The organism is Collinsella sp. AM42-18AC (genome assembly GCF_003467965.1).
Classification (GTDB): Bacteria; Actinomycetota; Coriobacteriia; order Coriobacteriales; family Coriobacteriaceae; genus Collinsella.
On the sequence record NZ_QSFY01000005.1, the window covers coordinates 110,722 to 124,147 of the forward strand.

Genomic DNA, 13,426 nt, shown 5'->3' on the forward strand with positions numbered 1-13,426 from the left:
AGCATGTGACAAAGGGGCTGTCCCTTTGTCACATGTGGCCGAAAAACTCGGCGTCTGCTGCTCGCCAGGGACGGAAGGTGGCGGGATCGATCTTTACGTGCGCTGCGGCGGGCACGTCATACCATTTGACCGTGTAGCCGGCGCCGTGAGAGCAAAAGACCGAGTCGGGCGTGTTGGGCAGATCGGCCTCGGGCTCATAGGCGGCCGTCTCGATTACGCGCTCGGCATCATGGCAAGCCGCATAACCGGCGAACTCCAGGTACAGATGACCGCGCCCGCTCGTGTAGGCAGCCACCTCCAGCGCGTAATCCTGCACCTCGGATGCCGGCACGCGACCCACAAGCTTCGCTCGGTCTCCCGCCATCGTCGGCGGCTCGTACTCGGCACCCATGCGTGTGGCATCTGACAACGCCCGGCCCACGCACTCCCCCGGCACCTCGAGCTCAAAGTGGTACCACGGCTCCAGCAACACGTCTGCGCCGACCTCGCGCGCCTGCATCAAACCCTGGCGAATCGCGCGATACGTGGCCTGGCGAAAATCGCCGCCCTCGGTGTGTTTGGCATGCGCGCGGCCGCCCGTGAGCGTAATGCGCACATCGGTGATGGGCGAGCCCGTCAGCACGCCCAGGTGGTCGCGCTCCATAGCGTTGGTGAGTGCCAAACGCTGCCAGTTAAGATCGAGCTCGTCGGTCGAGGTCACGGTGCCAAACTGCACACCCGAACCCGCCGGCAACGGCTCCAGGCGCAGATGCACCTCGGCATAGTGGCGTAGCGGCTCAAAGTGGCCCACGCCCTCGACCGGCCGCGAAATAGTCTCCTTATAGAGAATGCCGCCGGGCTCAAACTCGACCGCAAGGCCAAAACGATCGGCCAGCACGCGCTGCACGACCTCGAGTTGCACGGCGCCCATCAACTGCAAATGGATCTGCTCAAGATGCGTATTCCAGCTTACGCCGAGCATGGGATCTTCGTCCGCCAACTCACTCAGCGCTTTAAACACCGCATGAACGTCGTGTTCGCCCGGCAGCACCGTATAGGTGAGGACCGGAGCGATGACGGGCGCATCGCCCGCGGGCTCCGTGCCCAGGGCGTCCCCTGGGCGAACGTGCGCAAGACCCGTCACGGCGCAAATACTGCCAGCAGCAACTTCTTGGGCAAGCTCATACTTCTCGCCGTTATAGATGCGCACCTGATCGACCTTCTGTTCCCACGCCTCGGCACTGGAATGCCCGCTGATCATCAGTTTTGCGCGCAGCGTGCCGCCGGTCACTTTAACCCAAGCCAAGCGCTCGCCACGATCCCCGCGGCTGACACGATAGACGCGCGCGGCAAACTCCGGGAGCCACGCCTGCTCACGCATCAGCGCGCATATACCATCCAGTAGCTCGTCAACGCCTTGGTCCTTGAGCGCCGAGCCGGCAAAGCAGGGAAAGAGCTTGCGCTCGGCAACCATGTGCGACAGCGTTGCGACAGAAAGCTCACCCGCTTCAAGAAACTCCTCGAGCGCCGCTTCGTCCAACGCAGCAGCGTCCTCCTGAACGGCGCCGCCCGCCAGCAGCTCGTTGGCATCCAGGCAGCCCTCGGAAAGACGCTGCCCGAGTTGTGCCAGCAAAACATCGCGGCCGGGATTCTCCAAATCGATCTTGTTGATGAAGATGAACGTCGGGATGTCATAGCGTGCAAGCAGGCGCCACAGGGTTTCGGTGTGCCCCTGCACGCCATCGTTGGCGCCCACCACCAGAATCGCGTAGTCCAGGGCACGCAGTGTGCGCTCCGCCTCGGCAGAAAAATCGACATGGCCGGGAGCATCCACGAGCATGACGTGGGTATCGCCGTGGTCGAGCACGGCCTGCGACGAGAAAATCGTGATGCCGCGCTCGCGCTCGATCGTGTTAGTGTCCAGATGCGAATCGCCATCGTCCACGCGGCCACGCTTGCGAATGCGGCCCGCGTTGAACAGTATGGCCTCGGCCAACGTGGTCTTGCCGGCATCGACATGCGCCAAGATTCCAACGACCGCTTGCTTCGACATGGCTCTCCTCTTATTGCAAGCCCATCGCACGCGGCAACGGGCGTTCACGCTCCACACTGGATGATACAATTTACGGGCCGGTGGGCGAAGCGGGCCCTATCCCCCGACCGAGCTCATCGCCCCGCGTTGCCGCGCGGCGATTTTCGTAGGTTCGCGCCTTGCGAAAGCCGGCACCTCCCCTTTTTGTCTGCCCGGGTTCATCTGGGGCGGTAACAATGCGAGTCCCACAACGACGCGTTTTACCAAAAATGGCCCCACTCGGGGCCATTTTTTATTTGAGCTGGGTGATGATACGTGCCTTGGCTCCTACGCCTCGCGCAGCCAATCAAACGCGACACGCGCCGTGCCGTCGGACACATAGACGATACCGACACGCTCGAACCCCGCCTTGGCGATGGCGCCCTGCATGGGCAAGTTGTCCTCGTGCGTGTCAATACGCAGATGGTCGGCGCATTCCTTGGCAAAGGCAAACATCGCCGCCGCGATACCGTGCACGGTGCCGTCGGATGCCACGCGGTGCAGCACGGCGTACGGAGTGTCGCTGCGCCATTGACCGTCCTCAATTATGTCATAGCACTCATCCGGACCCGGCAAAAAGGCAAACGTCGCCACCACGCGGCCATCGACTTCGCACACGTAACTGCCACCAGCGACAATATCGGCAGCCAGCTGCTCGGCCGAAGGCGTGCCCTCGGGCCACTGCGTGGCGTTACCATGCGCGCGCATAAAGGCGCGGGCCGCGTCATAGATAGCCATGACGGCGGGAATGTCGGTATCGAGGGTTTTTCTGATCATCACGCGGCGACCTCACGTTTATTGGTATCACTTTGATTGAGCAATGATACCAACGTTTGGAGAGGAGCGCGAAGCAGATGGGGAGCAAAAAGCGAGCCGCCTGGTCAAAAGCCAAAAGCGAGTTTTTGGGCGCTGCCACCGGCGGCGATATGAGCGACCTGTTTGCACGCGAGGACGAGCGCCGCGACGCCCTGGACGCCGAGCGCGACGAGGCTTGGCGCTATAAGTCGTGCGAGCGCAAAAACCGTTACGACACACGCGCCGAAGCCGAGGCCGTTATGGCCGACTGCGAAAACCGCGGACGGCGTGGTTTGGCCTGCTACAAATGCGAATACTGCGGCGGCTGGCACCTGACGTCGCACCCTTGGAAATAGACCCCGCATCGGCACGGCGCTGGCGAAGCGCCAGCCATCGTGCACAAGCTACGGGCGCGGCGGCACCAAAACATCGTAACGAACGGCCTTGCCCGCAAGCTGATAGCTCGGCTTAACGCCGGCAAGCAGCGGCCCCTTCACCGGTCGCTTGATAACGACCTTGCGCGGGTGCACCGCAAGCGCAGCTTCGACCAGCGTTTCCTCATCGGCGCACGGCTGCTCCAGATGGTGCAAGAGCTGAAACTTCTTTTTCACCGCCGCGCTCTTGGTGCGCTCGGGAAACATGGGGTCCAGATACACCACGTCGGGAGCCGCGAGCTCGCCCCGCTCGATCAGCTCGGCCGTATGGCGAAGACCGGCAATGCTGTCCTCGCCCGCATGTAAGTGCATGCGCGCCACGGCGGCCGCAAGCGCCGGATCATCTGCCGCGCGATCCAGGGCATCCTGGAGGAGCGCCGCGATCACGCAATCCTGCTCATACAAATCGACCGCAAAACCCGCGGCAGCCAGCAGCAGCGAATCCTCGCCAAAGCCTGCTGTGGCATCAATCGCCCATGGTTGCTCGATGCCTTTTGTGCGCGCAGCCTTCACCAGTAGCTCTTGCTGCAGACGACCCTGCTTGAGCCGTGGAAGCATGCGGCCAAAATCGGCACGCAACTCCATCGTGCCGTCGGTGAGCGTAAGGCCCTCGGACGTCCGCACGAGCTCGAGCCCAGCAGCCCGAGCAACAGAAAAGGGATCGACGACGCCCATGGACACTCCTTAGCAAGCAAAACGAATACGTGAGCGCCACCTCAGTTGGCACCCAACCGTCCGCTATTGTCCCACACGCGACATGGTCCACAGCATCCCAATGCAAAGCACCGCCATCAATCCCGTGCACACGGCAGCGATCACGGAATCGCCCATACGCCTTCCTAACGAACGCGGCTCACGCACTTGCTTGGCTCCGTACATCACGGCTCCTCCTTCGGTCCAGCTCTTACCATGGCCCCATCATCGCAGCGCCGCGCATACGCTGCCATCGATTTGACTTACGCCCAGCTTTCCTTTTTGAAAGGTTGAACCGTACAGGCAAGAGACGCTTTCAAACGCATGCATCGCCCCGTTGAACTACAATGTGCTTCACCATATGTGCAGCACATAGGGTGCGCCAGGTTGGCGTACTCGTATCGAAAGGACCAGCCATGAGCTTCACTCGCAAGACACTCAAAATCCTTGCCCTGATTTATTTTGTTCTGGGCATCGCCAGTCTCGTCATTGGAATCGCCGGCATCGCGACCGGCAAGTTCGAGTCCACCTACGGACCGAACGCCATGCTCGCCGCGGCCGTGATTATCGCCAAGGGCCTCATCGATCTTGCCGCGGGCGTTGCGGGCATCAAGGGTGCCAACAAGCCTTCGCAGGTTGACGGCGCGTTTAAGCTCGGTATCGTTGCTGCAGTCGCCACGCTTGCCCAGGCGGTGCTCACGCTTCCCGCGTTTGGCGGCGACGCCATCAACTTTGGCGCCTTTGTCATCGTGGTGTACGACCTGTTCTTTGTTCAGCAGGCGCACGCCATCAAGGCCGAGAACAAGGACCGCCTGTAAGCGCTCGCTTCTCATAGCCTCTGCAGCCAAGCAACTAAAAAGGGCCGATCGCGCATCTCCGCGGTCAGCCCTTTACGTTTGCCCAGATAAAACCTGCCAAAATAAACCTGTCCCTTTTTGGTAGGTTAGTGGCGGTACTCGGCGATGATGAAGTCGATGTCGGTCTGAAGAGTGTCCAAGTTTGCCAGGCGCTCTTTGTCGACGGGGCGCGTGCGGTAGTAGTACGGTGTCATCTGGAACACCGCCTCGATGTCGGCCTGGGTCTGGAGCGTAATATTCGCAGATATCCGCTGCGTTCCGACCAACTCGAGCTCGGTAGTCTTCGGCAGCTTCTCGTCATTGAGATATGGCGTGTCGTAGAGCACCTCCTTGAGCCCAAACAGATGACGGGCACCCGGCACCACGGTGTAGAGCGAGCCCTCGGGCGCCAGCACGCGAGAAAACTCACGCTCGTTAAAGGGAGCAAAGAGTTCGGTCACCATATCAAAGGCGCCATCAGCCACGGGGATGTCCTTCATGTTGGCCACGAAGTAGGTCGCATCGCCGCGCTTGGCGGCCAGGCGCACCATCTCTTTGCCCAGGTCGAAACCGTAAGCATCCACGCCCGGCACCGCACCCATGGCGCTGGTGTAGTAGCCCTCGCCGCAGCAAATATCGAGCAAGGTCATGGGGCCGTTCGTAGACGCGGCACGTTCAGACACCCGCTCGCGCACCAGCTCGACCATCGCATCGCGCAACGGCGCATAGTATCCACGGTTCAGAAAGTCACGACGGCTGCGCGCCTGCGACTTGGGATCGCCCATGGAGTCGCCGCTCTTGGACGAGCGCAGCAGATACAGATAGCCCTCGCGCGCACGGTCAAACCGGTGTCCGCCCGCGCACACAGCACCGCGCTCGTCGTCCACCAAAGGCTCATGGCAAACAGGACACAACAACATGGCAACTCCTTAGCGCGAACAACACAACGCCCACCATTGTCGCACGCCTCCCCCACCTAGTCATTGGGGACGTTTTGGCCGATTGCCTGCCGGGATAGCTAAAACAGCCCCGTCCCAAAAAGACTACCCGCGCTTAGGAGTATCATCGTCTGCGCAAATAAGCACGAATGAGCATGTTAGAGATTGAGAGCGTATGGCAGACACCGCATCTAAGCACATCGACATGACCACCGGCTCGCTGTGGCGCAATATTCCCCTGTTCGCCTTTCCCGTCGCCGCCACGAGCATCCTTGAGCAGCTGTCGAACCTCATCGCCACGGTCATCATCGGTAACTTCTCGGGCGACCAGGGAACCCTCGCCATGGCGGCGGTCGGCTCCAATGTTCCCCTTACCAGCCTTATGATCAACCTGTTTATTGGCCTGTCGCTTGGCTCCAACGTGGTCATCGCCAACGCCATCGGCCGCAACGATCAGAACATGGTCAAGCGCGCCGTCCATACCTCGATTCTGATGGCACTCGTGGGCTTTGTCGTCATCGCGCTGGGCGAGATCTTTGCCGAACCCATGCTCGCCGCGCTCAACGTCCCTGACGAAACCATGCCGCTCGCATCGCTCTACCTACGCGTCTTTTTGCTGAGCATGCCCTCGATTTTGCTTTACAACTTTGAGGCCGCGATCTTCCGCTCCGTCGGCATCACCCGCATGCCGCTGCAGGCGCTTGCCGTGTCCACCGTCCTCAACATTGGCCTGGACCTCGTCTTTGTCCCCGTACTCCACTGGGGCGTCGCGGGCGTCGCCATCGCCACCGCCATCGCCTACACCGTCAGCGCCGCTACGCTCTTTATCCGCCTGCTCAAGACCGACTCCGTCGTCCGCGTCACCCCACGCGACTTAGGCTTAGACCCCGTCGCCCTCAAGCGCATCGTCAAGATTGGCCTGCCCGCCGGCATCCAAAGCGCCGTCTTTGCCGTCGCCAACATCATCATCCAGTCCGCCATCAACAGCCTGGGCACCGAGGTCATGGCGGCATCGAGCGCCGCCATGAGCCTGGAGTATGTGTGCTACAACCTGCTCAACAGCTTTAGCCAGGCCTGCACCACCTTTGTGGGGCAAAACCACGGCGCTCGCCAGATCGACCGCTGCACCAAGACGCTCAAGGTCTGCCTGGTCGAAGGCGGCATCGTCGCGCTCACCACCATCGTCATCATCGTCGGTCTGGGGCGCGAGATCCTGGCGCTCTTTAACAGCGATCCCAACATCGTCTCGATCGGCTATATCCGCGTGTGCTCGATCTTCCCGGCGTACGCCTTTAGCATGTTCTACGAAAACATGTCCGGTTATCTGCGCGGCTTTGGCATCTCGCTCATGCCCGCCCTCATCACCATGATTTGCGTCTGCGGCATCCGCTTCTATTGGGTGTTCTGCGTGTTCCCGCACTTCCGCACCTTTGCGAACATCATGATGGTCTACCCCATCAGCCTGGGCACCACAGCGTTCTTTATGGTCGTGGCGGTATTGCTCTGCCATCCGGCACGCACCTATCGTCTGGCGCAAGCCAAGACTGGGGCGCGCTAGACACATCCAACAAGGTGGCGCATCGGCAACTAGCTCACGATATGTGAGCTCATGTAGTCGATAAAGCGCCTCGTGGCGATCGGCATGGTATCCCAGCTGCGCCAGGCTGCCACGACGTCGCGTGAGGGAGCGTGCACGATGGGACGCACGCAAATATCAGCCTGCATGCCCTCGACCGTACGCCGGTAGAGCATGCTCACGCCGAGGCCCTCCTCCACCATCGCCATAATGGTGTAGTCGTCGGTAACCTCACTTGTCACGTGCGGGGACAGCCCGTGCGCCGCGAATGCATCGAGCACCAGGCTCTGCTCGCCCTCATCCAGCAGCACAAACGGTTCGGACGCGAGGTCGGCGAGCGTCACCTTTTCCTTTGCCGCCAGCGGATGGGCGGCTGGCAACAGCGCCACCAGCTCGTCATGATAGGCCACGCGCTTCTCGAGCCCTGTGGTAAATCCACGCGCCGTAAAGCAAAAGTCAACCACGCCATCGTGCACCCATTGGGCGTTGCGCGTGTAATCGCCCTGCTTGAGGGTAAAGCGCACGCCCGGATGCAGGGCCCCAAAGTCGCGGATCACGCGCGGCAGCACGGTACGGCTCACGTTGGTAAACGTCGCAATGCGAATGTCGGTCGATGAAAGCCCCAGCAACTCCTGACGCTTGCCCTCGAGCTCGGCCTCGGCCGTTACGATCTGGCGCAGATACGGCAGATACTGTTTGCCGTCGCGCGTAAGCGAGACGCCCTGCTTGCCGCGCTCGATAATCGTGGTGCCCAGCTCGCGCTCGAGCGCCTTGACGGCCTGGCTCACCGCGCTTTGCGTATAGCCCAGCGCGTCGGCGGCACGTTTCAGGCTGCCGCAATCGACCACCATACATACAATCTGATACCGCGATGCCATCGTGCCTCCACTTCGATGTAGCCGTAAAACGTTTTGCCAGGGTTTTTTCTTCCAACATTAGTATTTCTTAATCATACTGAAGATACATTCTCTTTACTACATCCATATCTGGGAGCAGAATCCTTTTTGCGAAACCGTTCTGTAACAAAAGGAGTCCCATGGATCGCAAAAAAGCAATCGCGCTCTCATTTTCCGTTCCCGTCGCATGGGGCTTTTCGTACCCCCTCATGAAGATCGGCATGGACAGCATGAACGCCACGAGCATCGTCGCGCTGCGCTGCATCATCGCCTTTGCGGCCTGCCTGCTGCTCTTCCACAAGCACGCGGTGCGCATCAACCGTGACCTGATGGTCCGCGCCGCCATCATCGGCGCCATCATGGCAACCGAGATCACCTGCATGTGCCTGGGCTCCAGCCTCACCTCCGCCTCCACCGCCGGCTTTTTGCAGAGCCTGACGGTCGTGATCGTGCCGTTTGCCAACGCGGCCCTGCTGCGTCGCGCCCCCGAGCGCAAGGTGCTCATCGGCACAGCCATCGTCACCTGCGGCATGTTGCTGCTCTCGGGCGCCGACTTTACCAGCCTGAATCCCGGCGCGATCATCATGCTGCTCTCGGCCTTTATCTATGCCGGCCACATTATCATCGCCAAGCGCTTTGTCGAAGAAGTCGATCCACTGGCTCTGGGCGTTTGGCAGCTGGGCTTCGGCGGCTTGTTCTCGGGTATCGCCGCATTTACCTTTGGCGGCTTCACGCTTCCCAGCACGCCGAGCGAGATCGTCGTTATCGTTGCGCTCGCACTCGTCTGCTCTGCCTACGGCTTTATCACCCAGACGCTCGTGCAGCCCCACGTACCTGCCGAAACCACTGGCTTCGCCTTCTCGCTCGAGCCGGTCTGCTCCGCCGTCTTCTCGTTTTTCCTGGTCGGCGAGGTCCTGAGCTCCATCGCCTTCTTTGGCGCCGCCCTCATCCTCACCGGCGTCATGGTGGCAACCGTCGAGCTTCCGCGCCTTCGCGCACATGGACACGCTCATATGGCAGGAGCGCCCGAGCACGTCTCGTAGACTCCGCTCTTCATACAGCCGTGGCATAAAGGCAACCGGTGCGCCTTTACAATAGATACCAACAGAGCATCTGCCATAAAGGAGCCCCATGGACACCGCAACCCGCGACCGCAACATAGCAACTTGGTTGGGCGATGCGCCGCAGCCGGTACGTGACACGACGAACCAGCTGCTCGAGCGCATCGCCCTTTTGCGTGCCGAGCAGACCATCTACCCGGCACAAGACGACATCCTCAATGCCCTCGCCTACACGCCGGCCGACCAGGTCAAGGTCGTCATCTTGGGTCAAGACCCCTATCACGGGCCCAACCAGGCCATGGGGCTGTCGTTTTCGGTCCCCGCGACGCAAACCAAGTTGCCGCCGAGCCTGCGTAACATCTATAAGGAGCTCAAAGCCGATCTGGACTGCCCCATTCCCGCCACGGGAGACCTCACCCCCTGGGCTCAACAGGGCGTCCTGCTCCTCAACACAACGCTCACCGTGCGCGAGCATGCCGCGAACTCGCATGCCAAGCTGGGCTGGAGCACGCTTACCGACTACGTTATCGAGCGCTGCTGCCAGCTGCCCCAGCCGGTCGTCTTTTTGGCATGGGGCCGCTTTGCCCAGCAAATGGTTGAGGGCAAGCTCGACGCGATCGGCGCGGGCAAGGCAACCGGCAAGTTCTGCCTAGCTTCTACGCACCCCTCGCCGCTTTCGGCCAACCGCGCCACGGCAGAACTCCCCGCCTTTATAGGGTCGCGCCCCTTCTCGGCAGCCAATCGGCTACTCGAACAGCACGGCTCGACCCCCGTCAACTGGACTTGCCTCGGCTAAAAATCAATACATCAAAAACGCGCCCGACGGATTTCCATCGGGCGCGTTTCCTATTCGGGCCAAATAAATTGTGTGCGGCCGGCCTCGCCGCCATCGATCAGCAGGCTCTGCCCGGTCATAAACCGGTTGGTCACGCCCGCAAAGTAGATCCACTCGGCGATCTCTTGGGCGGTGGCCCAGCGTTTAAGCGGCGTGAGCTCCATAATCTGGTTCCACAGGCGCTCGTCTTCCATCACGCAACGGTTGAGCGGCGTGATAACGCCGCCCGGGTCCACACTGTTGGCGATGGCCTGCGGTGCTAGGCGGTTTGCAAGGTTCTTGGTGTAGGCGATAACGCCGCCCTTGCTGGCGGCATAGGCGGGAAACTCCGATCCCGTATGTCCGCTCGCCGACCCCACATTGACCACGGATTTGATAGCCGGCGTCGGCTTGGCGGCAAGCCCCTCCCCCACAAAGGCGTAGCGCTCGGTCACGTTGATGGTGCCACGCAGGTTGGCGGCGATGTCATCGGCCGAATCCTGCGTACCGGCAACGTTCACGATTACCTGAGGCTCAAGGTTGCCCGGAAACGAGTCCGGCTCGCGGACATCAACGATCAGATGGCGGTAGCGCTCGTGTTCGATCGCCGCCAGCAGCAGATCAAAGCCCACGACCTCGTGACCCTCGTCCAAAAAGCGCTGCACGCACGCGGCTCCGATACCGCCCGAAGCGCCCGTGATCAAAACCCGCATACTTGCTCCTTAGGCGGTTGCGTGGCGCTCGAGGTACTCGGCGCCCACGTTCTCGCGCTCCCAGCCACGCACAACCTTGTAGCCCACGGGGCTCAGGAAGACCTCGCACAGCAGCTCGGCGACGGCGCCCGTCAGCGAGCACATAATGACCTGCACCCAAGTCCAACCAAAGAACGTGTGGCTCACCACAATGGCAAAGACCAAGTTGTCGATAAACTGGCCAACACCCGTGGACACATAGGAGCGGAAGGCAAAGCTCGCAAAGTTATTCTTTTTGAGCATACGGCCGAGCGACTGGTTGAGCGTGGAATTAACCACGGCAGAAACGAGCATTGCCAGCGAAGAGCCCAGCACCACGTACCAGGTGCCGCCAATGGTGGCGTTAAGGGCAGTGTTGACCTCGATCATGCCCGTGTCGTAGTAAGCGCCCCACATGCCGGGCGTGAGCGAGCACGCCCAAAAGCACAGGCTCACGGCCAGGTTGACCAGCAGCGCGAGGACAGAGATTTTGATGGATGCCTTGGCGCCAAAGCGCTTGCAGATCATGTCCTGGCACAAAAACGAAACCCAGCTCACCACAAAGCCGCAATCGAGTGCCAGATACGGCAGGCTGATAAGCTCTTTGTTGGCCAGCAGGTTCATCATGATGACACTCACGAAAAACAGCGAAACCGTTGCCGCGGGAATGCTCCGCAACAGGACCTTGTAGTCCTCCATGACCTTCTTGATCATTATGTACTCCTTTGGTTTTAGGTTTAACGAGCAGGATATCGGACCCGAACTGCTCGGACGTCACGGGCTTGAGACGACGATGGGTATAATAGCCGCTCACACGGCATCAGGCAAGCAAACGGCGCGGCAGCCCCACAGGGCCACCGCGCCGATGCATTAAAAGGCTACGTTGCCAAACTCCGACAGGATAAGATCGGGGTTGTGATCGGTTGCCCAATCCACGTTCCACGGGCTCGTGAACAGCAGCAGCTTACCGCCGCGCATGTCCTCGACGCGCAGCGTGTCACGCGTGAGCGAAAGGCCCGGGATATCAATGGTATCGGGGTCGTTCTGAATCCAGCGGATGTCCGTATAGGGCAGCGGCTGGCGACGGACCTCAACACGATACTCGGCCTTGAGGCGGCGCTCGAGTACCTCAAACTGCAGCACACCGACCACGCCCACGATGACGCTCTCCATGCCGGCACCCAGCTCGCGGAAGATCTGGATGGCACCCTCCTGGGCAAGCTCCTCCATGCCCTTCACAAACTGCTTGCGCTTGAGCGTGTCGACCTGCGTAATGCGGGCGAACATCTCGGGGGCAAACGTCGGGATCTGCGGATACTGCACGTGGCGCTTGCCGGAGCACACGGTGTCGCCGATGCTAAAGATACCCGGGTCGAACAGGCCCACGATATCGCCCGCGTACGCCTCGTCCACGATGGCGCGGTCATCGGCCATCATCGACGTGCCCGTGGCAAGCTTGAGCTTGCGGTTGCCCTGCACGTGGAAGGCGTCCATGCCACGCTCGAACTTGCCCGAGCAAATGCGCACAAAGGCGATGCGGTCGCGGTGGTTCTTGTCCATATTGGCCTGGATCTTAAACACAAAGCCGCTAAAGTCATCGCGGCAGGGATCGACCGGTTCGCTGGTGAGCGTATCGGTATAGGCGCGCGGCGTCGGGGCCAGACGCAGGAACTCCTTGAGGAAGGGCTCCACGCCAAAGTTGGTGAGCGCCGAGCCAAAGAACGCCGGGCTCAGCTTGCCGCAGGCCACGGCATCCAAGTCGAGCTCGTCGCCGGCGCCATCGAGCAGCTCGATGTCGTCCATCAGGTTCTTATGGTTCTCTTCGCCAATAAGCTCGTCCATGGAAGGATCGCCCAGCTCGGCCTCGACCTCGGCGACCTTCTTGGTGGCGTTGGCGTGGCCGTCGCCCTCAAAGGCAATGACGCGACGGGTCTGACGGTCGAACACGCCGCGGAAGTTGCGGCCGCTGCCGATCGGCCAGTTCATGGGATACGTATTGATACCCAGGACGTTCTCGATCTCTTCCATGAGCTCAAACGGATCGCGAGCCTCGTGGTCGAGCTTATTCACAAAGGTGAAGATGGGAATGTGACGCAGCGTACAGACCTTAAAGAGCTTTTTGGTCTGGGCCTCGACGCCCTTGGCGCCGTCGATGACCATGACTGCGGCGTCGGCGGCCATAAGGGTACGGTAGGTATCCTCCGAGAAGTCCTGGTGGCCGGGGGTATCGAGGATGTTGACGCAGGCGCCATTATAGGTGAACTGCAGCACCGAGGAGGTAACGGAAATGCCGCGCTCCTTCTCGATGTCCATCCAGTCCGAGACGGCGTGCTTGGCCGAGCTCTTGCCCTTGACCGAACCGGCAGTCTGGATGCTGCCGGTATAGAGCAGCAGCTTCTCGGTAAGCGTGGTCTTACCGGCGTCCGGGTGGCTGATGATCGCGAATGTGCGGCGCGACGAGATTTCATCCGACAGGCTTGCCATGCGGATCCTTTCTTGCATTGAGTGCATTACGTCGATGTAACCGCACTATTGTAGCCGCGAAATCCCGCTCTAGGGCGCCTATCAGGACAAATTCATCAGTTGGGGCCTGGGTTGCCGG

General features: G+C 60.8%; 13 protein-coding genes. 5 read left to right on the forward strand and 8 right to left on the reverse strand.

Features of this window, described 5'->3' with window-relative positions; all coding sequences use genetic code 11:
- Positions 1-28: 28 nt before the first annotated feature.
- On the reverse strand, positions 29-2,032 hold the full coding sequence (locus DW913_RS04405; protein WP_117797705.1) for a translation factor GTPase family protein: 2,004 nt from the start codon (positions 2,030-2,032) through the stop codon (positions 29-31).
- 306 nt (positions 2,033-2,338) lie between these two features.
- Entirely contained in the window at positions 2,339-2,827 is a 489-nt protein-coding gene (locus tag DW913_RS04410) for an N-acetyltransferase (protein WP_117797706.1), read from the reverse strand.
- 77 nt (positions 2,828-2,904) lie between these two features.
- Here DW913_RS04410 and DW913_RS04415 point away from each other — a divergent pair, with 77 nt between their 5' ends.
- Positions 2,905-3,201 carry a hypothetical protein gene (locus tag DW913_RS04415; RefSeq protein WP_055310006.1) on the forward strand — a complete coding sequence of 99 codons (297 nt, stop codon included), beginning with the start codon at positions 2,905-2,907 and terminating at the stop codon, positions 3,199-3,201.
- A gap of 48 nt (positions 3,202-3,249) precedes the next feature.
- Here DW913_RS04415 and DW913_RS04420 read toward each other — a convergent pair whose 3' ends face one another.
- Positions 3,250-3,954, reverse strand: a complete 705-nt coding sequence (locus tag DW913_RS04420) for a class I SAM-dependent methyltransferase (protein ID WP_117797707.1) — start codon at positions 3,952-3,954, stop codon at positions 3,250-3,252.
- Positions 3,955-4,388: 434 nt separating this feature from the next.
- Here DW913_RS04420 and DW913_RS04425 point away from each other — a divergent pair, with 434 nt between their 5' ends.
- Positions 4,389-4,790 (forward strand): hypothetical protein, encoded by a 402-nt coding sequence (locus DW913_RS04425; RefSeq protein WP_117797708.1) that lies wholly within the window; start codon positions 4,389-4,391, stop codon positions 4,788-4,790.
- Positions 4,791-4,915: 125 nt separating this feature from the next.
- On the opposite strand, the gene DW913_RS04430 is transcribed toward DW913_RS04425, so the two are convergent.
- Complete coding sequence (locus DW913_RS04430; RefSeq protein ID WP_117797709.1) at positions 4,916-5,728, reverse strand: putative RNA methyltransferase; 813 nt, start codon at positions 5,726-5,728, stop codon at positions 4,916-4,918.
- Positions 5,729-5,921: 193 nt separating this feature from the next.
- Here DW913_RS04430 and DW913_RS04435 point away from each other — a divergent pair, with 193 nt between their 5' ends.
- Entirely contained in the window at positions 5,922-7,304 is a 1,383-nt protein-coding gene (locus tag DW913_RS04435; protein WP_117797710.1) for an MATE family efflux transporter, read from the forward strand.
- A 29-nt stretch (positions 7,305-7,333) separates the two neighbouring features.
- On the opposite strand, the gene DW913_RS04440 is transcribed toward DW913_RS04435, so the two are convergent.
- Complete coding sequence (locus DW913_RS04440) at positions 7,334-8,200, reverse strand: LysR family transcriptional regulator (RefSeq protein ID WP_117797711.1); 867 nt, start codon at positions 8,198-8,200, stop codon at positions 7,334-7,336.
- 158 nt (positions 8,201-8,358) lie between these two features.
- Between DW913_RS04440 and DW913_RS04445 the strand changes: the two genes are divergently transcribed.
- Positions 8,359-9,261, forward strand: coding sequence for a DMT family transporter (locus DW913_RS04445; protein WP_117797712.1), 903 nt, complete (start codon positions 8,359-8,361; stop codon positions 9,259-9,261).
- 88 nt (positions 9,262-9,349) lie between these two features.
- Complete coding sequence (locus DW913_RS04450; protein ID WP_117797713.1) at positions 9,350-10,075, forward strand: uracil-DNA glycosylase; 726 nt, start codon at positions 9,350-9,352, stop codon at positions 10,073-10,075.
- A gap of 50 nt (positions 10,076-10,125) precedes the next feature.
- On the opposite strand, the gene DW913_RS04455 is transcribed toward DW913_RS04450, so the two are convergent.
- From DW913_RS04455 to DW913_RS04465, 3 genes are all read right to left on the reverse strand, one after another.
- Entirely contained in the window at positions 10,126-10,806 is a 681-nt protein-coding gene (locus DW913_RS04455; RefSeq protein ID WP_117797714.1) for an SDR family NAD(P)-dependent oxidoreductase, read from the reverse strand.
- Between the two features lie 9 nt (positions 10,807-10,815).
- Positions 10,816-11,538, reverse strand: a complete 723-nt coding sequence (locus DW913_RS04460; RefSeq protein ID WP_233541995.1) for a VUT family protein — start codon at positions 11,536-11,538, stop codon at positions 10,816-10,818.
- A gap of 156 nt (positions 11,539-11,694) precedes the next feature.
- On the reverse strand, positions 11,695-13,308 hold the full coding sequence (locus DW913_RS04465) for a peptide chain release factor 3 (RefSeq protein ID WP_055286676.1): 1,614 nt from the start codon (positions 13,306-13,308) through the stop codon (positions 11,695-11,697).
- Between the last annotated feature and the right edge of the window lie 118 nt (positions 13,309-13,426).